The sequence below is a fragment of the Streptomyces sp. NPDC048496 genome, assembly GCF_043200055.1.
In the GTDB taxonomy this organism is placed as follows: domain Bacteria; phylum Actinomycetota; class Actinomycetes; order Streptomycetales; family Streptomycetaceae; genus Streptomyces.
Genome location: NZ_JBICXB010000022.1, coordinates 57,010 through 76,737, shown reverse-complemented (window position 1 = coordinate 76,737; position 19,728 = coordinate 57,010). Strand labels below are relative to the sequence as shown.

21 protein-coding genes and 2 pseudogenes are annotated in these 19,728 nt (G+C 70.3%); 14 read left to right on the top strand and 9 right to left on the bottom strand.

What is annotated here, in order from left to right:
• The first annotated feature begins 3 nt into the window (after positions 1-3).
• A complete protein-coding gene (locus ACGFSA_RS20660) occupies positions 4-402 on the top strand; it encodes a hypothetical protein (RefSeq protein WP_393306155.1) in 399 nt (132 codons plus the stop codon).
• 12 nt (positions 403-414) lie between these two features.
• Here ACGFSA_RS20660 and ACGFSA_RS20655 read toward each other — a convergent pair whose 3' ends face one another.
• A complete protein-coding gene (locus tag ACGFSA_RS20655) occupies positions 415-543 on the bottom strand; it encodes a hypothetical protein (protein WP_393306153.1) in 129 nt (42 codons plus the stop codon).
• Positions 544-603: 60 nt separating this feature from the next.
• Between ACGFSA_RS20655 and ACGFSA_RS20650 the strand changes: the two are divergent.
• Positions 604-890, top strand: a pseudogene (locus ACGFSA_RS20650) (ABC transporter substrate-binding protein); the annotation flags it as partial.
• Between the two features lie 38 nt (positions 891-928).
• A complete protein-coding gene (locus ACGFSA_RS20645) occupies positions 929-1,978 on the top strand; it encodes a hydroxyacid dehydrogenase (RefSeq protein WP_393306197.1) in 1,050 nt (349 codons plus the stop codon).
• 307 nt (positions 1,979-2,285) lie between these two features.
• Here ACGFSA_RS20645 and ACGFSA_RS20640 read toward each other — a convergent pair whose 3' ends face one another.
• From ACGFSA_RS20640 to ACGFSA_RS20625, 4 genes are all read right to left on the bottom strand, one after another.
• Positions 2,286-2,918: a lactate utilization protein C gene (locus tag ACGFSA_RS20640; RefSeq protein WP_393306151.1), complete on the bottom strand. Its 633-nt coding sequence runs from the start codon at positions 2,916-2,918 to the stop codon at positions 2,286-2,288.
• Positions 2,915-4,453, bottom strand: coding sequence for a lactate utilization protein B (locus ACGFSA_RS20635; RefSeq protein ID WP_393306149.1), 1,539 nt, complete (start codon positions 4,451-4,453; stop codon positions 2,915-2,917). The genes ACGFSA_RS20640 and ACGFSA_RS20635 overlap by 4 nt, the downstream gene beginning before the upstream one ends.
• Positions 4,450-5,217: a (Fe-S)-binding protein gene (locus tag ACGFSA_RS20630; RefSeq protein ID WP_366690519.1), complete on the bottom strand. Its 768-nt coding sequence runs from the start codon at positions 5,215-5,217 to the stop codon at positions 4,450-4,452. Before ACGFSA_RS20630 ends, ACGFSA_RS20635 begins: the two co-directional genes overlap by 4 nt.
• Before the next feature lie 145 nt (positions 5,218-5,362).
• Positions 5,363-6,088, bottom strand: a complete 726-nt coding sequence (locus ACGFSA_RS20625) for a FadR/GntR family transcriptional regulator (protein WP_393306147.1) — start codon at positions 6,086-6,088, stop codon at positions 5,363-5,365.
• Positions 6,089-6,252: 164 nt separating this feature from the next.
• Here ACGFSA_RS20625 and ACGFSA_RS20620 point away from each other — a divergent pair, with 164 nt between their 5' ends.
• A complete protein-coding gene (locus tag ACGFSA_RS20620) occupies positions 6,253-6,651 on the top strand; it encodes a helix-turn-helix domain-containing protein (RefSeq protein ID WP_393306145.1) in 399 nt (132 codons plus the stop codon).
• A gap of 4 nt (positions 6,652-6,655) precedes the next feature.
• On the opposite strand, the gene ACGFSA_RS20615 is transcribed toward ACGFSA_RS20620, so the two are convergent.
• Entirely contained in the window at positions 6,656-7,699 is a 1,044-nt protein-coding gene (locus ACGFSA_RS20615) for a S66 peptidase family protein (RefSeq protein ID WP_393306143.1), read from the bottom strand.
• 48 nt (positions 7,700-7,747) lie between these two features.
• Positions 7,748-8,119 (bottom strand): annotated as a pseudogene (locus ACGFSA_RS20610) (enoyl-CoA hydratase-related protein); the annotation flags it as partial.
• 218 nt (positions 8,120-8,337) lie between these two features.
• Here ACGFSA_RS20610 and ACGFSA_RS20605 point away from each other — a divergent pair.
• Complete coding sequence (locus tag ACGFSA_RS20605) at positions 8,338-10,776, top strand: SpoIIE family protein phosphatase (protein ID WP_393306141.1); 2,439 nt, start codon at positions 8,338-8,340, stop codon at positions 10,774-10,776.
• Between the two features lie 31 nt (positions 10,777-10,807).
• On the opposite strand, the gene ACGFSA_RS20600 is transcribed toward ACGFSA_RS20605, so the two are convergent.
• Positions 10,808-11,035 (bottom strand): alpha/beta fold hydrolase, encoded by a 228-nt coding sequence (locus ACGFSA_RS20600; RefSeq protein WP_393306139.1) that lies wholly within the window; start codon positions 11,033-11,035, stop codon positions 10,808-10,810.
• Between ACGFSA_RS20600 and ACGFSA_RS20595 the strand changes: the two genes are divergently transcribed.
• Positions 11,012-11,314 (top strand): TetR/AcrR family transcriptional regulator C-terminal domain-containing protein, encoded by a 303-nt coding sequence (locus ACGFSA_RS20595; RefSeq protein ID WP_393306137.1) that lies wholly within the window; start codon positions 11,012-11,014, stop codon positions 11,312-11,314. The two genes, ACGFSA_RS20600 and ACGFSA_RS20595, sit on opposite strands and share 24 nt — an antisense overlap.
• Before the next feature lie 193 nt (positions 11,315-11,507).
• Here ACGFSA_RS20595 and ACGFSA_RS20590 read toward each other — a convergent pair whose 3' ends face one another.
• Positions 11,508-12,146 carry an Lrp/AsnC family transcriptional regulator gene (locus ACGFSA_RS20590; RefSeq protein ID WP_393306135.1) on the bottom strand — a complete coding sequence of 213 codons (639 nt, stop codon included), beginning with the start codon at positions 12,144-12,146 and terminating at the stop codon, positions 11,508-11,510.
• 164 nt (positions 12,147-12,310) lie between these two features.
• Between ACGFSA_RS20590 and ACGFSA_RS20585 the strand changes: the two genes are divergently transcribed.
• The 8 genes from ACGFSA_RS20585 (at position 12,311) to ACGFSA_RS20550 (ending at position 19,619) form a co-directional block, all read left to right on the top strand.
• Entirely contained in the window at positions 12,311-13,879 is a 1,569-nt protein-coding gene (locus ACGFSA_RS20585) for an ABC transporter substrate-binding protein (protein WP_393306132.1), read from the top strand.
• Positions 13,854-14,951, top strand: a complete 1,098-nt coding sequence (locus ACGFSA_RS20580; protein ID WP_393306130.1) for an ABC transporter permease — start codon at positions 13,854-13,856, stop codon at positions 14,949-14,951. Before ACGFSA_RS20585 ends, ACGFSA_RS20580 begins: the two co-directional genes overlap by 26 nt.
• Entirely contained in the window at positions 14,948-15,817 is an 870-nt protein-coding gene (locus tag ACGFSA_RS20575) for an ABC transporter permease (protein WP_393306128.1), read from the top strand. Before ACGFSA_RS20580 ends, ACGFSA_RS20575 begins: the two co-directional genes overlap by 4 nt.
• Positions 15,814-16,662 carry an ABC transporter ATP-binding protein gene (locus ACGFSA_RS20570; RefSeq protein ID WP_393306126.1) on the top strand — a complete coding sequence of 283 codons (849 nt, stop codon included), beginning with the start codon at positions 15,814-15,816 and terminating at the stop codon, positions 16,660-16,662. Before ACGFSA_RS20575 ends, ACGFSA_RS20570 begins: the two co-directional genes overlap by 4 nt.
• Complete coding sequence (locus tag ACGFSA_RS20565) at positions 16,659-17,606, top strand: oligopeptide/dipeptide ABC transporter ATP-binding protein (RefSeq protein WP_393306124.1); 948 nt, start codon at positions 16,659-16,661, stop codon at positions 17,604-17,606. Before ACGFSA_RS20570 ends, ACGFSA_RS20565 begins: the two co-directional genes overlap by 4 nt.
• A 216-nt stretch (positions 17,607-17,822) precedes the next feature.
• Positions 17,823-18,962 (top strand): M24 family metallopeptidase, encoded by a 1,140-nt coding sequence (locus ACGFSA_RS20560; RefSeq protein ID WP_393306122.1) that lies wholly within the window; start codon positions 17,823-17,825, stop codon positions 18,960-18,962.
• On the top strand, positions 18,963-19,109 hold the full coding sequence (locus ACGFSA_RS20555; RefSeq protein WP_393306120.1) for a hypothetical protein: 147 nt from the start codon (positions 18,963-18,965) through the stop codon (positions 19,107-19,109).
• An 81-nt stretch (positions 19,110-19,190) separates the two neighbouring features.
• A complete protein-coding gene (locus ACGFSA_RS20550) occupies positions 19,191-19,619 on the top strand; it encodes a DUF4440 domain-containing protein (RefSeq protein ID WP_393306118.1) in 429 nt (142 codons plus the stop codon).
• The last annotated feature ends 109 nt before the right edge of the window (positions 19,620-19,728 follow it).

Sequence of the window (19,728 nt, the reverse complement as noted above, 5' to 3'; positions counted from 1 at the left end):
GTCATGAGCACTTCTGACCAGGACCAGTCCGTGGACACCCCGATAACCGCCCCCGAAAGCGACACGAACGGCACAGAGACCGACGCCGGTACCGAGGTCGACGCCGAGGTCGACGCCGAAGTCGAGGGGGCGGGGGCCGGGGACCGCGGATTGACACCGCGTCAGGCCAGACGGTTGCGGGTCGTTCTCTCCTCGGTCGGCATGGCGGCGATGGCGGTCGTGCTGGCGCTGCGGATCGCGAGCCGGTCGTCCGTTCTGGTGGTCGGGGTGTACGGGCTGGCGCTGATCCTGTGCGGGATCGTGATCGAGCTCAGCAGGAACGGCCGTACGCGCTTGGGCAGTTGGCTGTTGGCCTTCGGTCTGGTGGCGGCGATCGGTTCGGACTGGCTGCTGATCCCCTGACGTCCGGCCGGTTCAGACTGCTGTGATCCGCACGGTTCCGCCGTGCGGATCGACGCGGTCGAGCCAGTCGGCGCGCAGCCGGAACGGCCGGTGCGGTTCGGCGGGCAGCAGCAGAACGATGCCGCAGGGCTGGTGGCGCATACGGGGCGGACATGATCGGCCATGGACAGTGCGGAGGCGATCGCTATGCTGCGACCCAAGCGGGCGGGCAACGCCCCGGACGTCGCCACGATCGAGTACCCCCAGCTCCCCAACTCGCGATCGACGGTGTCGCTCGCGAGATCACCGGTCTGATGAGCGATGGGCTGCGCACCAAGCTGCTGCCACAGGCACTCGGGCTGACCACGTTCGAGAAGCGCACCTTCAGCGTTCCGCTGGATGTCGAACCGATGGTGACGCACTACCGCACCGACCTCTTCCAGCGGTACGGACTCCACGTGCCGCGTACCTGGGACGAGTTCGAGGAGACGACCCGTACCGTACGCCGACCGGATCACGTCCGCACCACTCCCCGACCAGGAGCATGATGCCCAGCACCACCCCTACCGTCCCGACCACCCCCGCCGCACACCGCCGGCCACGCGCCGCCGTCGCCATGGAGCCGGACGCAGCGGCCGCCGTCCTCACTCCCGGAGCCCTGGCCGCACTCGCCGGGGTGTGTGAACTCGCCCCCCTGCCCGTCCTCGACGACTTCACCACCGACCGGGCCCGCGCCACGCTCGCGGACACCGAGATCCTCATCACCGGCTGGGGCTGTCCACCGCTCGACGAGAACGTGCTGGCCGCGGCGCCGCAGCTGCGTGCCGTCGTCCACACGGCGGGCTCCGTCCGCGGTCATATCACCGAGGCCTGCTGGGAACGGGGCATCGAGGTGTCCTCGGCGGCGGCAGCCAATGCGCTGCCGGTCGCGGAGTACACCATCGCGATGATCCTGCTCTCCGGCAAACAGGTCCTGGAACGGGCCCGCGACTACCGCGCCGAGCGCTGTCGCGACGACTGGCTGCGCACCTCGGCGGAGGTGGGCAACTACGGGCGCACCGTGGGCATCCTGTCCGCCTCGCTGATCGGCCGGCGCGTCATCGAGCTGCTGCGCCCGTACGACCTGCGTGTGCTGTTGCACGATCCGTACGTCTCCGAGGCGGACGCCGCCGAGCTGGGCGTGCGTCCGGCCGGGCTCGCCGAACTGTTCGCGCAGAGCAATGTGGTGAGCGTCCACACCCCGCTGCTGCCCGCCACCCTCGGTCTCGTCAGCCGCGAACTGCTCATGTCCATGCGCCCCGACGGGGTGCTCATCAACACCGCGCGGGGCGCCGTCCTCGACCAGGACGCGCTCATCGACGTACTCCAGCAGAACCGGATCCGCGCGATCCTCGACGTCACCGACCCCGACACGTTGCCGCCCTCGCACCCGCTGTGGGAGTGCGAGAACGCCCTGATCACTCCACATCTCGCGGGCTCGCAGGGCAACGAATGGCGGCGGCTGGTCGACCTGGCGGTCGGCGAGATCAACCGCTGGGCCGCGGGCGACGGCTTCGCCCACCCCGTACGACGCGAAAGGCTGGCATTCCTCGCATGACCTCTCCTCGTGAACTCTCCTCTTGAACTCGCCTCCGAAGACCGCGGCTTGAGCCCGCACACCGGCTACACCCGGGCGCACTGGGAGGCGGCGGCGGACGGGATGCTGCGGGCTGCCTGGCAGTGGTCGACCGTTCGCGGGCGCGGACGGCAAGGACCCGCACGGCTGAACGTGGACGGCGACACGGTCGAGGTCAGCTGGGCCGACAACGGGTCGACGACCCGTATCGGCTTCGAACCGCTGACGGTCGAGCACCGCGGACCGTACGGTCCGCCGGACGGCCTCCTGGCCGTCCGGCGGACACCTCCTACGCGTCGACGCGGATCACGACCACCAGCGTGCGCGGACCGTGTACCCCTTCGACCCGCTCCAGCTCGATGTCCGACGTGGCCGACGGCCCGCTGATCAGCGTCGTCGGGCGCTCCGGCACCAACCGCGCGACCGCCTCCGGCACCCCCACCTCGACGGCAGACAGATCGACGACACACACATGCAGGTCGGGGACGAGCGACAGGGCCCGCCGCCCTTGGTCGGGCGAGCCGTCGAGGAAGATCGTGCCGGTCTCGGCGCAGCCGACGGCCGACGCGGTGACGACTCCGTCCAGCGCGTCGAGCCGGGGCGCCGGAATACCGGCAGAGTCCTGCTGGACATCACCGTCGTACGCACCGAGCCACTGCTCGTCGAGCCCGGCGGGCACCCCGATCGTCCGCGCACCGAGCCCGTCCAGCACCTCCGCGATCACCTCGGCGGTGCGGGCAGCCGTGCAGGTGTGCACCTGCGCCTTGTAGTCGACGAGCCGGTCGGTGAAGAGTGCGAGTCGCTCGTCGTCGGGGAGCGTGCGGCCGGTCCGGTAGTCGCGCGGGATGGTGGTGTCCGGGGTGGGGGCGAGGGCCAGGGCGTTCCGGACCCGGCCGAGCACCGTGGCGCGAGCGGTCGTCACTTCTCCTCCTCCTGCTGGTTCCTGTCGTACTCGTCGGCGGCGGCCCGCATGGTCGCGGCACCCTCGTCCGAGGCCAGCCACGAGCGGAATGACTGCTTCGGCGGCGCCGCGGTGTCACGGCTGTCGCTCCATCCGCTGAACGGCGGTGGCAGATGCGAGATCTTGCCGTCCCGCCCGCCGAGCACCCGGCCGAGCCCCGCGGCCTTCTGCGCGGCCGTGAACAGTTTCGGCCGCTTCATCACGCCGGCCGCCGCCTTCATGGCCAGCTTCTCCGCTGTCGTACCGGACTGTTCGGTGTGCTGGTGGCGCAGCTCGACCAGCAGCGACGGGATGTCGATCTTGACGGGGCAGGCGTCGAAGCAGGCGCCGCAGAGGCTGGAGGCGTACGGCAGGGAGCTGTTGGGGTCGTCCTTGGCGGCGTGCATCCCGGCGAGCTGCGGCGTGAGGACCGCGCCGATGGGTCCGGGGTAGGTCGATCCGTACGCGTGACCGCCGGCCCGTTCGTACACCGGGCAGACGTTGAGACAGGCCGAGCAGCGGATGCAGTTGAGCGCCTCGCGCCCGATCCGGTCGGCCAGCGCGGCGGTCCGTCCGTTGTCGAGGAGGACCAGATGGAAGTCCTGCGGTCCGTCGCCGGGCGTCACACCCGTCCACATCGAGGTGTACGGGTTCATCCGCTCCCCGGTCGACGAACGCGGCAGCAACTGCAGGAAGACCTCGAGGTCCTGATAGCGCGGCAGCACCTTCTCGATGCCCATGACGGTGATCAGCGTGTCGGGCAGGGTCAGGCACATCCGGCCGTTGCCCTCGGACTCGACGACGGACAGGGTGCCGGTCTCGGCGATCCCGAAGTTGGCGCCCGAGACCGCCACCTTCGTCGTCATGAACTTCTCGCGCAGATAGGCGCGGGCCGCGGCGGCGAGATGGGCGGGCACGTTGTCGAGCCGCGGGTCGACGCCGGGGATCTCCTTGAGGAAGATCTGCCGGATCTCGTCGCGGTTGCGGTGGATCGCGGGCACCAGGATGTGTGACGGTCTGTCGTGGGCGAGCTGCACGATGAGCTCGGCGAGGTCCGTCTCGTACGGGGTGATGCCGGCCGATTCCAGGTGTTCGTTGAGACCGATCTCCTGGGTGGCCATCGACTTGACCTTGATGACCTCCGTGGATCCGGTCGCCCGGACGAGCCGGGTGACGATCTCGTTGGCCTCGACGCCGTCGCGCGCCCAGTGGACGGTGCCGCCGCGCTCGGTGACCTGCTGCTCCAGCTGCTCCAGGAGCTCGGGGAGCCGGTTCATGGTGTCGGTCTTGATGGCCGAGCCGGCGTCGCGCAACTGCTCCCAGTCGGGGAGTTCGCCGGTGACGTCCAGGCGCTTGGCACGGATCGTGTGGGTGGCCTTGCCCAGGTTGCGGCGCAGTTGTTCGTTGCGGAGCTCGTCGTGGGCGGCCGCGGGAAACGCCCGGTCGCCGCGCAGATTTCCGGTCCCGTACGGGGAGCGGGGCGGGGTGGCGGGCATGCCGAGGAAGGTGCTGCTCATCGGACGGCCTCCGTCAGGACGTACGGCGAGGTGCGGGTGGAGGAGAGGATCTGCGCGAGGTGCAGGGTGCGCGTGCCCGACTTGATACGGGAGAGTCCGCCGCCGATGTGCATGAGACAGGACGAGTCCCCTGCGGTGCACACGGCCGCTTCCGTGGTGGCGATGGCGCGCATCTTGTCCTGGAGCATCGCGGTCGACGTCTCCGCGTTCTTCACGGCGAAGGTACCGCCGAACCCGCAGCAGGAGTCGGCCTCGGGGAGCTCGACGAGGTCGATGGAGTCGACGGCGCGCAGCAGTTTCAGCGGCTTCTCGCCGACACGGAGCATCCGCAGGGAGTGGCAGGTGGGGTGGTAGGTGACGCGGTGCGGGAAGTACGCGCCGACCTCGGTGACGTCCAGGACGTCGACGAGGAACTCCGAGAGCTCGTACGTCTTGGCCTTGACCGTGGCGACGCCCGCGCGCAACGCGGCGTCGCCGTACCGCTCGGCCACGATCTCGTGCTGGTGGCGGACCGATCCGGCGCACGATCCCGAGGGCATGACGACGGCGTCGATGGACGGGTCGCCGAACTGCTCGGCGAAGTTCCGCACCAGGGGGACGGGCTCACGCTGGTAGCCGGTGTTGACGTGCATCTGGCCGCAGCAGGTCTGCTCCGGCGGGAACACCACCTCATGTCCCAGCCGGGCGAGCAGGACCGCGGTGGATTTCACCGCCTCGGGGAAGAGCGTGTCTCCCAGACAGGTGGCGAAGAGTCCGATGCGCATGGAGCCTCTCCGATCGATTCTCTGGCCTTTGTATGGTCGGACCATACTAGCCTCGGTCCGTAAGAGGAAGGGAAGAACACGCACGAGGGGGCGGTGCGCAGGCGCACCGCCCCCTCGTCGCCCGACACCCTGCGGGCCCTGCGGGCTATTCCTTCTCGTCCACCAGCGTGCCATGCAGGCTGCGGATGTGCCGCTCGACCAGATCGGCCGCCATCGCACCCTTGCCCGCGCGCACCAGCCGCAGCAGTTCGGCGTGCTGGGCGTTGAGCCCGCCCGCCGTGGCCGGCCAGTCCTCGGCCGCCTCCAGCGCCCGCAGAATCAGCGGACGTATGGACTCGCGCACGGCGGAGGTGAGAGTGGAGGTCAGTTCGTTGCCGGAGCTGCGGGCGATCTGCACGTGGAACCGGGTGTCCAGGTCGTTGAACTCAAAGACTCCGACATCCGGCTCCCCCATGCGTACGAGCAGGTGCTCCGCCTCGTCCAGATCCTCGGCGGAGGCGTGGGTCGCCGCCGCTTCGAAGCTGGACCGTTCGAGCACGACGCGCGCCTCGAGGACGTCCTCCAGGCTGTAGCTGCCGAGGGCGAAGTGGAGCCGCAGCAGCCGGCCGAGGGCGTAGTCGGGGTTGCGTACGATCCGCGCCCCCGCGTCCGGGCCGCGCCCGGGCTGGGCGACGAGCACCCCGATCGTCTCCAGCACCCGCAGCGCCTCACGCAGGGCGGATCGGCTGACTCCCAGCACCGGCGCGAGTTCACGCTCGGGCGGCAGCCGGTCCCCCGCCTTGAGCTCTCCCGTGAACACCCGCTCCTCGATGCTCTGGAGCACGAGCTCATGCGTACGGGACTGTCGTACGGGTTGCCACTCGACAGGCACCGTTCACCCCCTGCCTCGAATTTCCTCCCACTATGTCACACACGCCATGTGGTCGGACCAGAGATTCGGCGCCTCGCGGCCGCCCCGGTTGCCTCCCGCTGCCCGCGAGGCCCGGACGGCAGCGAGACCACGATGAGCCCGGCTCGGGCCGGGACGGCAAGGTGATGGACCTGCTGCTCCTGCTGCTCGCACCGCACCCCGTCCCCGCGCTGCATCTGCCGGCCTCCGCCGATCCCCAGCTGCTCGGTCTGTGCGAGGCGATCCGACAGGCCCCGGGCCGGCCGCGGACGACATCTCTGGCCGCGGCGTACACGCATATGAGCCCGCGGAGTCTGCAGCGGAGGTTCACCGCGGCGACCGGTCTGAGCCTGGCCCGCTGGGTGCAGCAGGGCAGGCTCGTCCATGCGGTGACACTGCTCGCCCGGAACACCCCGGTCACCGCTGTCGCCACCGGCCTCGGCTATGCGACACCCAGTGCGTTCACGGCGATGTTCCGCCGAGCGCTGGGCACGACCCCTTCGGCGTACTTCGCCGACGGGGAAGAAGCCCACCTCAGCGGGTGAGGCCTCAGTAGGTGACGACGATGCGGCGGGCGGTCCCGTCGACCCGGATGTGTCCGCCGTACGGGATCACCGCCTGCGGGTCCGTGTGGCCGAGGTCGACATCGAGGACGGCCATCGTGTCGGGGGCGTACTCGCTCAACGCGCGCAGGACCGCCTGCCGTTGCTCCGCACGGAACCGGTCCCCCTCCTCGGCGCTGAGCGGCTGTGCGAACGACCAGCACTTGGCCCGCCCCATGATCAGCGCCGGGAACTGCTGCAGGAGCCCACGCTCCCCCATGCTCCGCAGAATCCGGTAGACCTCGTCGGCAGAGGGCATCTCCTCGGACGTCTCCAGGAAGAGCACGCTGCCTGCGTAGTCGCCGACCGGCCGGATCTCGTGGTCGGCCATGAGCAGCCACGCCAGGATCTCCAGGTTGCCTCCCCAGCCGGGCCCTTCGACGACCCGGTCGGCGTTGTGCCAGGTCCAGCCATCGGCGGGTCGCATCTCGGGCTCGGAGTCGAAGGTCCGGGGGTCCTCCCAGCGGCGGTTGACGTGGTCGGTCTCCTTGGCGGGAGTCAGTTCGTAGGTGCCACGGGTGAAGAGGGCCGCTCGCAAGGAGTCGGCGGTCAGGGGGTGCATCGCGCCGGGGCGTCCGAGTTCGACCATCACCGACCCGCCGTGGTAGCCCACGATGCCCAGGTTCCGGAGGAGGGCCAGCAGGTTGGTGTTGTCGCTGTACCCGAAGAACAGCTTGGGGTTGGCGCGCAGGAGCTCGCGGTCCAGGTGTGGAAGAACAGTGATCTGGTCGTCACCGCCGATGCTGGCGATCACCGCCTTGATCTCGGGGTCGGCGAACGCCGCGTGGATATCGGCGGCCCGCTCGGCCGGGGTCGACCCCATGGTGCGCGTCGACGGATACTCCACCGCTTCGAGCCCGAACTCGTCGCGGAGTCTGCGCAGCCCCAACTCGTAGGGCAGAGGCAGGATTCCGGGCAGCCCGGAGGACGGGGAGATGACGGCGACGCGGTCGCCGGGGCGGGGCTTGTCCGGGTAGCTGGGTGTCATCATCCGGCGAGCGTAGGGCCAGCCCGTTCCCGGTGTCAGCCGGGTTTCGGCTCACTCGTCGAACGACCCGTGACGGCCGGCGCCGCCGCCGAACCGGTCGGCACCGGCCTGGGTCTCCCCCGCGGTCAGCGGAACCCGGCCGTGCCGGTACTCGGCCGCCAGGGCCTCCGGCTCGGAGAGGCCGTGCTGTTCGCGGACGGAGAGCCTGTCGTGACGCAGACAGAGTTGGGGGAACGCCGCGATCTCCCGGGCGAGTTACTCCGCCGCGCGACGTGCTTCACCGGTCGGGACGAGCCGGTTGGCGAGCCCGATGTCGTACGCCTCCGTTGCCGAGACCGGGCGGCCGGTGAGGATCAGGTCCATCGCGCGGCTCTCACCGATCAGGCGCGGCAGCCGCACCGTACCGCCGTCCACCAGGGGCACCGCGCACCCAGTACGGCAGCGGCAAGCTGGTCAAGGGCCGGGTACGGGACATCGTCACCCACCGGGGCGCGCCGGCCGGCGACTGATCCGTCCCCCTGGCACGCACCGACCGGCCCGGCCCCCGGGCCACGGCCCGCCGGGCACGGCGCGCTCAAGGAGTCAGGCACCACCCCGGTCCCTATCATGGGCAGGGAGAGGCCTGGGACGAGGTGGTGCCGGTGCGCGTAACCAAGATTTCCGGGGGCCTCGACGCAGGATCGGGGAACTCGCTGCCGGGGGCGTGCACGGCCATCGCATACGTCGCGGGCAACGGCGCGATCTCCCTGTGGAGCCCGCAGGCGGAAGCACTTCTTGGATACCCCGCGGAAGACATCTGCGGAAAGCCGGCGGTGGATCTGCTGACCACCCGGGAGGACCGGGAAGCGGCGGAGGCTGCCCAGGGTCGGCCTACAGCCGGGCAGAGCTGGGACGGCGTACTGGGCATGAGGCACCGCGACGGGCACGAGGTGTCGGTAGCGGTGCGCGTGCGGCCCGTGCTCAACAGGGAGGGCCAGGCCGGCTGGTCCGTCAGGGCCGCCGACGCGGGGATAGTGGAACGGGAGGAGGTCGATCGCGCGATCCTGGAGGCGCTCTTCAGCCAGTCCCCGATCCCGGTGACCGTCACGGATACGGAGCTGCGGTACCTGTGGGTGAATGCCGCGACGGAGCACGCGACCGCCCTGCCCGCCGAGTGGCTCATCGGCCGGCGCATCGGCGATGAATCACCGGACTCGCCCCGGACGATCGACCGGGTCCTGAGGCGGGTGCGGGACACCGGAGAGCCGGTGGTCGACTTCAAGCTGCACATCCGCCTCGCGTCCGATCCGGACCGCGAGCACGTGTTTTCCGTCTCCTCCTCCCGGCTGACCGACCCGGCCGGCCGCGTCCTGGGGATGTGCCAGATGTACATCGACGTCACCGACGGCTATCAGGCCCAGCAGCGGCTGGCGCTGCTGACCGAGGCCGGCGTGCGCATCGGCACCACGTTGGACGTGATGCGCACGGCGCAGGAACTGGCTGACGCGGCTGTTCCCGGACTCGCGGACTTCGTCGCCATCGACCTGCTGGAGGCGACGGTGCGAGGCGAGGAACCGGCCCCCGGGCCGGTGGCCGGGGAGGTGCATACCCACCGATCAGGACTCCGTTCCGTACGCGAGCACGCGCCGGAGGCCGTGTTCGTGGCGGGCGAGACGGTGGCGTTCCACCCGGGCACGCCACAGGTCCGGAGCCTGGCCACCGGGCAATCGGTACTGGTGCGGAACCTCGACGCGGACGAGTGGTTCGCCCACGACGCCCGGCGGGCCGAGAAAATCCGGCAGTTCCGTTTCCACTCGTACATGGCAGTACCGCTGCGGGCCCGCGGCATCACGCTGGGTGTGGCCACCTTCGGCCGCCACCAGGATCCGCGACCCTACGACGAAGGGGACCTGTTCCTCGCCGAGGACTTTTCGTCCCGCGCGGCGGTATGCATCGACAACGCCCGCCGCTACACCCGCGAGCACAACACCGCCCTGGCCCTGCAGCGCAGCCTGCTGCCGCGCGATCTGCCCGATTTCCCCGCCGTGGAGACCGCCCACCGGTATCTGCCCGCTGCCGCCCACGCCGGGGCGGGCGGGGACTGGTTCGACGTCCTGCCCCTGTCGGGCGCCCGCGTCGCCCTGGTCGTCGGAGACGTCACCGGCCACGGCCTGCACGCGGCGGCCATCATGGGACGGCTGCGCACCGCCGTCCATACACTGGCCGGCCTCGACCTCCCACCCGACGAGGTCCTCACCCAGCTCGACGACCTCGTCATCCGTCTCACCGAGGAGGATCCCGACTGCGAGGGCGCCACTTGTCTGTACTCTGTCTACGACCCCATCTCCCGCATCTGCACCTTCTCGCGCGCCGGCCATCCCCCACCCGTCCTGGTGCAGCCCGATGGTGCGGTGGAGGTCCTCGACGACATCCCGCCCAACCTGCCCCTGGGGCTGGGCGGTCTCCCCTTCGAAACCGCTGAACGCCGTCTCGCGGACAGCTCAGTCCTGGCGCTCTACACCGACGGCCTCATCGAAGCACCGGGCTGGGACATCGACGCCGGACTCGACCAGCTGTCCCGCACCATGGCCGGCCCCACCCGACCGCTCGAGCAGCTCTGCGACGCCGTAGTGGCCCCTCTGCTGTCGGAGCACCGATCCGATGACGCTGCCCTGCTGCTTGCCCGCACCCGCGTACTGGAAGCAGGCCGGGTCGTCTCCTGGGAGCTGCCGGTCGACCCCGCGCAGGTCGCCCACGCCCGCACTCTCACCACCCGTCAGCTTGCCGCCTGGGGCTTGGAACCACTCGCCTTCACCACCGAACTGATGGTCAGTGAGCTGGTCACCAACGCCATCCGGCATGCGCGCGGCCCCATCGCCCTGCGTCTCATCCACGCCACAGCCCTCATCTGCGAAGTCTCCGACGGCAGCCTCAACGCCCCGCATCTGCGCCGCGCGCGCACCGGCGACGAGGGCGGCCGCGGTCTGTTCCTCGTGGCCCAGCTCGCCTCCCGTTGGGGTGCCCGCTACGACCGCGACGGCAAGACCATATGGGCCGAGCAAGTTCTTTCTCCTGTCGGAGCACCGATTCCGACAATGTGACGCTCACGCAGAAGCCCCCCGAATACCGTGCTCATGCGGTGAAGAAGTCCTTCAGGGCCGGCGCGAGCACGCGCGGATCGACGCCGTGGTCCTGCCCGTCGAGGGTGCGGTGGGAGGCGCCCGGCAGGAGGTCCCCGAGGGCCTTGGCTCCGCCTCGGCTCCAGGCATCACTCGCGCCGCCGTCGAGGACGAGAACCGGGGCCGACGTGGCCGGCCAGCGGTGCAAGGGCAGCGGATGGCCGGACATGGTGTCGCCCATGACCGCTTCCCCGAACTGGGCCGGAGCTACTACGAACGCGGCCCCGACCGCATCCACACCCTGCTGGCCCGAGGCCTGCAAGGACTCGCCGACCGCAAGCTCCTGACCCTGACGGATCCTCTGCTCGCGGCCAACCACTTCACCTGGCTGGCCACGTCCGTCCCGGTCAACAAAGTCATGTTCTGCGGCTCTGACGTCCAATTCACCGATGCCGAGCTCAAGGGCTACGCGGACGAAGCCGTACGCGTCTTCCTCGCCGCCTGGACGCCGGCCCGGTAGAGGACGATCCATCACCACCCAAAGCGCCCGGTCCCGCCTCGGCCTCACACTGGGTTCGGGGCGTCGAATCCCTTGTGCGTACGGCGGGCCCACCAGCGTCGGCTCCCTGCCGATGCGCGCGAGGTCCGAACGCGCTGCCCCGGTCATACGCCATCTGATGGGCACGGCAGTCGAGCCCGAGGCGTTCGTCGGGTCAGTCTTCCGGGTCAGCGCCGCGTCGGAGGTCGGCGCGGCCCTCGGCGGCGCGGATGAAGCGGGTCATGCCGAACTGGTTCCCACCGGTGCCCGTGTCGGGAGGCGGCTCCACCGACCCGGGGTCGGAGGGCAGGACGTAGGGGCGACGGAGCACCTCGTCCAGGATGATCACCGTCTCGGTAGCGCGGACGGCCGGGACGTTGGCGAGCCGGTCGGTCACCAGGCGGTGCACCGCGCCGACGTCGGGCACACGGATCTGGATCATGGCGTCATGCTGGCCGGTGGTGATGGCGCAGTACTCCACCTCGGGCATCTGGGCGAGGGTCGCCCGGAACTGCTTCCACAACTCCTGGCGGACAGAGACGAAGACCAGGGCGCAGATGTCGAGTCCGAGGCGCCCGGGGTCGACCCGTGCGCTGAAGCCACTGATCACTCCATCGGCACGCAGTGCCTCAAGGCGGGTGTAGGCGTTCGCGCGGGAGACGCCGATGCGCTCGGCGAGAGCCGCGACGGAGATACGGCCCTGTGTACGGAGGACGTCAAGGATCTTGAAATGCACCGAATCCAGGGCAAGGCCGATGCCGATCCGTCCAGGGCGGCGCTCACCGGACGAATCCCGGCTTGACAGATCTCCCACGGTGGCGCCCTTCTATTGATTTTCGTCTCACTCTAATACCGATGGCCGGATGTGTTGGTTAGCTTCAGCGCACCCTAACGGTGAAACGTCCAGGGCCCCTCCCTGCGGCCGTCGATGCCCCACGGTCTTCTGCTGCTCCCTGCTCCCCGCTCTCGGAGGCACCCATGTCCAGATCGCGCACCGGGTCGTACCCGGCCGCACTTCCGCTCGTCGCCGTCGCGGCACTCGCGCTCAGCGCCTGCTCGGGCGGCGGGGGCACGACCGCCTCCGCAGGCGGCGGCAGGACGCTGGTGGTCGACACGTCATTCAACCTGAAGACCGCCGACCCGGGCCGCGAGTTCGAGCCGACCGGGCAGATCGTGGACAAGGTGCTGTACGAGACGCTCCTGACCTTCAAGGGAAGCGACGTCACGAAGCCGGTGGCGGGATTGGCGTCGTCGTACGAACAGTCCGCCGACGGCAGGACGCTCACGCTGCACCTGCGCAAGGGCGCGGTGTTCTCGGACGGAAGCGCGGTCACGGCGGATGACGTCGTGTACTCGCTGAACCGGGTGATCGACCTCAAGGGCAATCCGTCGTTCCTGCTGGACGGGGTGACCGTGACCAAGACGGACACCTCGACCGTGACGCTGGTGTCGAAGAAGGCGAACCCGGCGCTGCCCTTCATCCTGCCCAACCCCGCGCTCGGCATCCTGAACGCCAAGACGGTCAAGGCTCACGGAGGCTCGGAGAAGTACCTCAACACGACCTCCGCCGGCTCCGGCCCGTACACACTGACTTCCTTCAACACCAACACGCAGGTCGTACTGACGAAGAACCCGAAGTACACCGGGCCCCAGAAACCGACGTACGACAAGATCGTGATCAGGAACGTCCAGGCGCCGACACAGAAGCTGAACGTGCAACGCGGCGACAGCCAGATCGCCCTGGACCTGACCTCGGACCAGGCCAAGGGGCTGACCGGCGGACTGAAGGTGAGCACCGGGGCCTCGTCGGACGTGATCTTCCTGCTGCTGAACCGCGACAACAAGGTCAGCAGCACGGCCGCCAACGCCAAGTTCACGGAGGCCGTGCGCAAGGGCGTCGACTACGACGGCCTGCTGAGCCTGGCAGGAGAAGGCTCGGTCCAGCCGGCCGGAATCATCCCCTCGACCTTCCTCGGCGCGCTGCCGTCCTCCGACGCGGTCAAGCGGGACCTGGCCGGGGCCAAGGCCGCGCTGAAGGCCAGCGGGATCAAGAACCCGTCGGTGACGCTCGGCTACCCCAGTGATCTGACCGTCGACGGACTGTCGCTGCAGCCCCTGGCCGAGCGGGTGCAGTCGCAGCTGAAGGAGGTCGGCATCGACGTCAAGCTGGCCCCCGCGCCGACCACCACCGAACTGGACAACTACCGCAATGGCAAGGAGCAGGCCGGCCTCTGGTACTGGGGCCCGGACTACCCGGACCCCAGCGACTACCTGGCCTTCCTTCCCGGCAACCTGGTCGGTCTGCGGGCCGGCTGGAAGGCCGGCGCCGACGACACGCTCACCGCGGCGGGCGACAAGGCGGCCAGCACCATAGGCGACGACGCCCGAAAGGCGCTGTACGAGCAGATCCAGACCCGGATGAACGACAGCGGCCCGTTCATCCCGCTGATGCAGCCCAGCCGCAACACCGTGACCGCGGCCTCGGTGACCGGTGTCGCGTACAACCCTGTTTGGACGATCGATGTCGCCGAACTGGGTACCAAGTAAGGCCCAGGGCAGGGACAAGAGGCGCAACGGTGGCGGGTACTTCCTCGCCCGCCACCCGCTCGCCCGGTTCCTGCTCCGCCGCACCGCGACGGCCGTACTGCTCGCCTTCGGGGTGACGCTGGTGACGTTCGTCCTCACCAACCTCGTCCCCGGCGACCCGGCGGCGGCGGCCCTCGGCCAGCGCGCCGTCGGCGACCCGGCGATCGTCGCCCAGTTCCGGCACCACTACGGCCTCGACAAGCCGCTGCCGGTCCAGTACGTCACGTATCTCGGCAACCTGCTCCAGGGTGATCTGGGCGAGTCCCAGCAGAGCCACCAGCCGGTACTGACCGACCTGTCGACAGCAGTCCCGGCAACCTTGGAGTTGGCCGGAGCGGCGATCGTCGTCTCACTCGTCGTCGGCGTGGCCTTCGGTGTCGTCGCGGCCCTGCGCCGGGACCGGTTCACCGACCAACTGCTGCGCGTGGTGAGCCTGCTGGGGGTGTCCGTGCCGACGTTCTGGCTGGCGCTGCTGGCCTTCTACGTCTTCTTCTACCAACTGGGCATCGCGCCGGGCAGCGGCCGGATCGCCCCCGATCTGATCGCTCCGCCGCATGTCACGGGCCTGTACACGGTGGACGCCGCCCTGGCCGGGCAGTGGCCGGTGTTCTGGAGCGCCGTGAGCCACCTGATACTCCCGGCGCTGGTGCTGACCGCGTACACCGTCGGTCTGCTGACCCGGTTCACCCGCTCGGCCGTCCTGGAGGTGCTGAGCCAGGACTACGTCAGGGCGGCGCGTGCCAAGGGGCTGCCCGGCCGGACCGTGCTCTTCCAGTACGTGCTCCGGGCGGCCCTCGTGCCTGTCATCACGGTCGCCGGACTGGCCTTCGGGGCGCTGCTGTCGGGCACCGTCCTGGTCGAGTCGATCTTCGCCTGGCCAGGTCTGGGCGCGTATGCCTACCGGAGCGCGACCACGCTCGACCTGCCGGCCGTGATGGGCGTCGGTCTGGTCGTCGGCATCGTGTATCTGACCGTCAACCTCGCCGTGGACGTGCTGTACGGCGTGATCGACCCGAGGGTGAGGGTGAAGTGAAGAGCTTCGGTGTGCTCAAGCGGCTGCCTGCCGCCTGGCGCAGGCCGCTCGCCGTCACCGGCGGCCTGATCAGCGGCGTGTGGCTGGTGATCGTGCTGGCGGCTCCGCTGCTCGCCCCGCACGACCCGCTGGCGCAGGACCTGCCCCGGCTGGCCGGGCCCGGAGCCGGGCACTGGTTCGGCACCGACGAACTGGGCCGGGACGTGCTGAGCCGGGTGCTGTACGGGGCCCGGGTGTCCATCCCGCTCGCCCTGCTGCTGGTCAGCCTGTCGTTGCTGATCGGCGGGGTCCTCGGCGCCTGCGCGGGGTTCTTCGGACGGTGGGTGGACGAGACCGTGATGCGGATCGCGGACCTGGTGTTCGCCTTCCCGACCGTCATTCTGGCGATGGTCGTGGCCGCCGCACTGGGCGCGAGCCTGCAGAACGCGGTGCTGGCGGTACTGGTCGTCGCCTGGCCCTCGTACGCCCGGGTGACACGCGGCCTGGTGATGGGGCTGCGCGCACGCGAGTTCGTTCTCAGCGGGCGGCTGCTGGGCTTCTCCGCCTGGCGGTCACTGCGGGTGGACGTCCTGCCCAACGTGCTGGGGCCGCTGCTGGTTCTCGCCACCCTCGACATCGGCACCGCGACGCTGCTGTTGTCGGGGCTGTCCTTCCTCGGGCTGGGCGCCAAACCGCCGACCGCCGAGTGGGGATCGATGGTCGCGACCGGTACCCAGCAGTTCGACAAGTGGTGGATAGGGGTCTTCCCGGGCCTGGCGATCCTCACCGTCGTCCTGGCCTTCAACTTCCTGGGCGACGCACTGCGGGACGCTCTCGACCCCGGCACCGCCCGGACCCTCGGCGCGGAGAAGGAGCGTGTGGCGTGACCGGCCCCATCAACGCGCTGGAGATAACCGGCCTGACCGTCGACCTGCCGGCCGAAGGCGGTACGAAGCGCATCCTGCACGGCGTCGACCTCGCCCTGCGGCCCGGCCAGATCCATGGCCTGGCGGGGGAGAGCGGCTCGGGCAAGACCATGTCCGGCCTCGCCGTCCTCGGCCTGCTGCCGGCCGGTGCCCGTACCGGTGGCCGGATCAAGCTGCACGACACGGACCTGCTGGCCCTGTCGCCGAGGGAGTTGGGCGAGCTGCGCGGCCGGGCCGTGAGCATGGTCTTCCAGGACCCGTCCACCAGCCTCCACCCCATGCTCAGCATCGGGCACCAGCTCACCGACCATCTTCGCCATCACCTGAAGCTGGACCGCAGGGCGGCGAAGGAGCGGGCCACCGACCTCCTCGGCCAGGTCCGCATCCCCAACCCCGCCGAAGCACTGGGGCGTTACCCGCACCAGTTCTCCGGCGGGATGCGGCAGCGCATCGCCATCGCCATCGCGCTGGCGTGCGAACCGCAGGTGCTGATCGCCGACGAGCCGACCACCGCGCTCGACGTCACGGTCCAGGCCGGCGTGCTGCGGCTGCTGCGCGGACTGTGCGACGAACTCGGCCTGGCCGTCCTGCTGGTCACGCACGACCTCGGGGTGATGTCCGCCATCGCCGACGAGGTCAGCGTGATGCGCCACGGCCTCGTCGTCGAGACCGGCCCCCGCGGCCAGGTCCTCACCGAGCCCCGGCACGAGTACACCCGTACGCTCCTGGACGCGCTTCCCGGAGCGGCGGTGGCTCGCGCGCGGACAACGACCGACCCCGCCCCCGACTTCCGGAGTGCCCCATGACCCCGCCGCCGTCGCCGCTGCTCTCCGTCGACGACCTCGTCGTCCAGTACCGCCGGCCCGCAGCGCCACCGACCCGCGCGGTCGCGGGGGTCAGCCTGGAGGTGCGCGCCGGGGAGGTCGTCGGGCTGGTCGGGGAGTCGGGCTGCGGCAAGTCGACCCTGGCCAGGGCGGTCTGCGGGCTCACCGCCCCCACGGAAGGCACGATCACCTTCGACGGCACGCCGGTGCGACCACTGAAGGTACGCCGCCGCGACCTCGCGCTGACCGCTGTCCAGATGGTCTTCCAGGACCCGTACGGATCCCTCAACCCCCGGCGTCGGGTGGGCACACAGGTCGCCGACGGCATCCGTACGGCGACCGCGCGCGGCAAGGCCAGCGGCTCGGAAACTCCGGAGGACTACCTCACCCGCGTCGGCCTGCCGGAAAGCGCCGCGCAGCGCTACCCGCAGGAGTTCTCCGGTGGCCAGCGGCAGCGCATCGCCATCGCCCGCGCGCTCGCCGCCCGGCCCCGGCTGCTGGTCGGTGACGAGCCGATCTCCGCCCTCGATGCCTCCGCACAGCTCCAGGTGGCGACGCTGATGCGGTCACTGGCCGTCGAGTCCGGCGCCGGACTGCTGTTCATCAGCCACGACCTGTCCGTCGTACGGCTCATCGCCGACCGCATCGCCGTGATGTACCTCGGCCGGATCGTGGAAACCGGGCCGACCGGCGAGGTCTGGGACAACCCTCGCCATCCGTACACCCAGGCACTGCTGGCGGCCATCCCGCGGCCAGACGGTGCAGGCCTGCTGCCCGCCGAGCTCCCCGGCGACGTACCCGACCCGTCTGCCCCGCCGAGCGGCTGCCGCTTCCACCCACGCTGCCCCCGTGCCTTCGACGGCTGCGACCGCCAAGAGCCGCAGCTGACCGCCGACGGCGTCGCCTGCCACCTCTACGCGGCGTGATCTGAGCCAAAACGGTCCCCCCTTCCCCGGGTCGGGGAGGTGCGTGCCGTCCCGGTGCGAAGCCGGCGCACACCACCCGGCCATGCCGAAGCCCCGCCCGCCCGAAAGCGATGCGTGGCTGCCTCGAATCGGCCGCGAGGCGCGGCAACACGCCGCGTCAGCGGCATCCCGCTTCCGGCCGTCCCCGCGGCCCGGACAACACCTCACGGAGATCTCGTGCACGATCAGACCCGTACCGCCGAGTCCGACCAGGACCTCTGGCCCGCCGGCCGTCTCCACAACGCCCGCGAGGCCGCGGCCCGCGCCGGGCTGGACGCCCTGCTGATCTCACCCGGCGCCGATCTGCGCTACCTGACCGGATACGACGCCAAGCCGCTTGAACGGTTGACCTGCTTGGTCGTGCCCGTCGACGGTCCGCCGTTCCTCGTGGTGCCGGCGCTGGAGGAGTCCGCGGCGCAGGCCTCCCCGGCCGGCGGCCTCGGCCTCGAGATCACTGGCTGGAGCGAGACCGACGACCCCTACGCCATCATCGCGGCCCGGCTGCCCTCCCGGACGGCACGCGTTGGCGTCGACAACCACATGTGGGCGGAGAAGACCACCGCCTTCCGCACCGCGCTGCCAGGCACGCGGCAGGAACTCGCCGGAAGCGTGCTGAACGAGCTCCGGATGCGCAAGACCCCGCCGGAGGTGACCGCTCTGCGCCGGGCGGGGACGGCCATCGACCGGGTGCACGCCCGCATGGGCGAGTGGCTGCGGGCCGGGCGCACCGAGCGCGAAGTCGGCCGGGACATCGCCGAGGCGATCCTGGCAGAGGGGCATGTGCGGGTCGACTTCGTCATCGTGGGCTCCGGGCCCCACAGTGCCAGCCCGCACCACGAGCTGTCCGACCGGGTGATCCGGCCCGGCGACCCGGTGGTCGTCGACATCGGCGGCACCACCCGGGACGGTTACTGCTCCGACTCCACCCGCGTCTACGCGATCGGGGAACCACCCGAGGAATTCCGTCGGCTCCATGACGTACTGCTGCGCGCTCAGACCGCCCAGACCAAGGCGGTACGGCCGGGCCTCACCGCGGGACAGCTGGACGCGATCGGCCGCGACATCATCACCGACGCCGGCTACGGCGCATTCTTCATCCACCGCACCGGACACGGTATCGGCCTGGAAAGCCATGAGGAGCCCTACATCGTGTCCGGCTCCGCGCTGCCGCTGGAGCCCGGGATGGCCTTCTCCGTTGAGCCCGGCATCTACCTGCCCGACCGGTACGGGGCACGGATCGAGGACATTGTGATCTGTACCGAGGATGGGGCGGAGCGCCTCAACCTCACCGGCCGCGACCTGGTCGTCATCCCCTGAGTGACGGTGGCCATCGAGGCGGAGAACGGAGCCGGCGTCGCCGTCGCCCGCGCTGCGGGTTTCCACCTCACGGACGAGCCGCCGCTCACCACGGTCGACAAGAAACGCCCGTTGACCCTGCAGACGTGGGCCCATGACCGCCCCTGACCCGCTCCCGCGCCCTCGCATCGCGTTCGTACCGAAGGACACACCCGCATGCCCGCTTCACCGCCCCCCACCGTTCCGTCCATGCCTGCGGCCGCGCGCCCCGGAGGCACTCCCGCCGACCTTGTGGCCGTCTGGGCGGTGATCACCGGCATGTACCAGGCCTACACCACGGGCGACCGCGACCGCATCGACGCCTTCCTGGACCCCGATGCCACCGTCTGGGACTCCGCGACCTCCGAACTGCTCTGCGGGAAGGCCGATTTGGACCGCGTCCGCGACGCCCGTCCCACGGCGGCCGTCAGCCCTGCCCCGGCATCACTGACGGCGTACGGCCAAGCCGTCGACGTCTTCGCGGACCTGGCCGTGGCCCGATACTGGCTTCGCGTCGAATTCCATGCCGCCGCGCCGGAACTGGTACGCAACACCGCCGTCCTGCGACGCGGCGGCAGCGACGGCCGATGGTTGATCGTGCATCTGCACGAGGACGTCCAAAGTGCTGCGAACACGTAGGGACGGCGACACGACGGGCCGCCGGCACACGGCCTGCCGCCTCGGCCTGGATGTTGCCCGGAAGGGCGGGGTAACCCCTCATCCAGTCCACCACCCGCGCGGTCGTCCT

What these genes read in the sequence shown, in the direction of transcription:
- ACGFSA_RS20550 (WP_393306118.1), top strand. Translation starts at nt 19,191, where the DNA reads ATGCCTGCGGCCGCGCGCCCCGGAGGCACTCCCGCCGACCTTGTGGCC.
- ACGFSA_RS20595 (WP_393306137.1), top strand. Translation starts at nt 11,012, where the DNA reads ATGGCCGGACATGGTGTCGCCCATGACCGCTTCCCCGAACTGGGCCGG.
- ACGFSA_RS20600 (WP_393306139.1), bottom strand. Translation starts at nt 11,035, where the DNA reads ATGGGCGACACCATGTCCGGCCATCCGCTGCCCTTGCACCGCTGGCCG.
- ACGFSA_RS20630 (WP_366690519.1), bottom strand. Translation starts at nt 5,217, where the DNA reads ATGCGCATCGGACTCTTCGCCACCTGTCTGGGAGACACGCTCTTCCCC.
- ACGFSA_RS20645 (WP_393306197.1), top strand. Translation starts at nt 929, where the DNA reads ATGCCCAGCACCACCCCTACCGTCCCGACCACCCCCGCCGCACACCGC.
- ACGFSA_RS20635 (WP_393306149.1), bottom strand. Translation starts at nt 4,453, where the DNA reads ATGAGCAGCACCTTCCTCGGCATGCCCGCCACCCCGCCCCGCTCCCCG.
- ACGFSA_RS20660 (WP_393306155.1), top strand. Translation starts at nt 4, where the DNA reads ATGAGCACTTCTGACCAGGACCAGTCCGTGGACACCCCGATAACCGCC.
- ACGFSA_RS20620 (WP_393306145.1), top strand. Translation starts at nt 6,253, where the DNA reads ATGGACCTGCTGCTCCTGCTGCTCGCACCGCACCCCGTCCCCGCGCTG.
- ACGFSA_RS20580 (WP_393306130.1), top strand. Translation starts at nt 13,854, where the DNA reads ATGTCGCCGAACTGGGTACCAAGTAAGGCCCAGGGCAGGGACAAGAGG.
- ACGFSA_RS20655 (WP_393306153.1), bottom strand. Translation starts at nt 543, where the DNA reads ATGCGCCACCAGCCCTGCGGCATCGTTCTGCTGCTGCCCGCCGAACCG.
- ACGFSA_RS20585 (WP_393306132.1), top strand. Translation starts at nt 12,311, where the DNA reads ATGTCCAGATCGCGCACCGGGTCGTACCCGGCCGCACTTCCGCTCGTC.
- ACGFSA_RS20565 (WP_393306124.1), top strand. Translation starts at nt 16,659, where the DNA reads ATGACCCCGCCGCCGTCGCCGCTGCTCTCCGTCGACGACCTCGTCGTC.
- ACGFSA_RS20615 (WP_393306143.1), bottom strand. Translation starts at nt 7,699, where the DNA reads ATGATGACACCCAGCTACCCGGACAAGCCCCGCCCCGGCGACCGCGTC.